Raw genomic sequence first — 782 nt, 5'->3', positions numbered from 1 at the left:
TCCTGGTCCAGGCCGTGCTGGCGCAGGAAGCCGATCACCGTGGCGCTGTCGAAGTCGTACTGGTGCTTCATCGGCTCCATCGGCTTGGGCTCGATCAGGAAATTGCCGGTGAAGCCGATGCTGCGGCCGTAGTCGCGGGCGATGGTCAGAAAGCGCGCCATGTTGTCCTGCTCGCGCTTCATCTGCGTGTTGTGCAGGCTGGCATAGCCTTCGCGGCCGCCCCAGAACACGTAGTTCTCCCCGCCCAGCTCGACCGTGGCCTCCAGCGCCGCCTTGACCTGCACCGCCGCGCGCGCGACCACGTCGAAGTCCGGGTTGGTCGAGGCGCCGTTCATGTAGCGCGGATGCGAGAACAGGTTGGCGGTGCCCCACAGCAGCTTGATGCCGGTGTCGGCCTGGCGCTGCTTGGCGATGCCGACCATGTGCTTGAGGTTCTTCTCGTACTGGCCGACCTCGTCCGCGTCCGGCGCCAGGTCGATATCGTGGAAGCAGTAGTACGGCACGCCGAGCTTGGTGAAGAACTCGAACGCCGCATCGGCCTTGGCCTCGGCGCGGCCCAGCGCGTCGCTGCCGGCGTCCCACGGATAGGCGCGCGTGCCCGGGCCGAACGGATCGGCGCCGTTGCCGCAGAAGCTGTGCCAGTACGCCACCGCGAAGCGCAGGTGCTCGGCCATGGTCTTGTCGCCGATGCGCTTGTTCGCGTCGTAGACCTTGAAGGCGAGCGGGTTGTCCGAGGCCTTGCCTTCGAACGCGATGCGGCCGATGCCCGGGAAGTATTCCTT

At 66.6% G+C, this 782-nt stretch carries 1 pseudogene; it reads right to left on the bottom strand.

Annotation, left to right across the window (positions count from 1 at the left end):
* A pseudogene (locus tag H9658_RS22800) lies at window positions 1-782 on the bottom strand (xylose isomerase); the annotation flags it as partial.

It is taken from the genome of Xanthomonas bonasiae (genome assembly GCF_014836395.1).
GTDB lineage: Bacteria > Pseudomonadota > Gammaproteobacteria > Xanthomonadales > Xanthomonadaceae > Xanthomonas_A > Xanthomonas_A bonasiae.
Note: the sequence above shows the minus strand (reverse complement) of the source record. Positions and strands in the feature narration are given on the sequence as shown.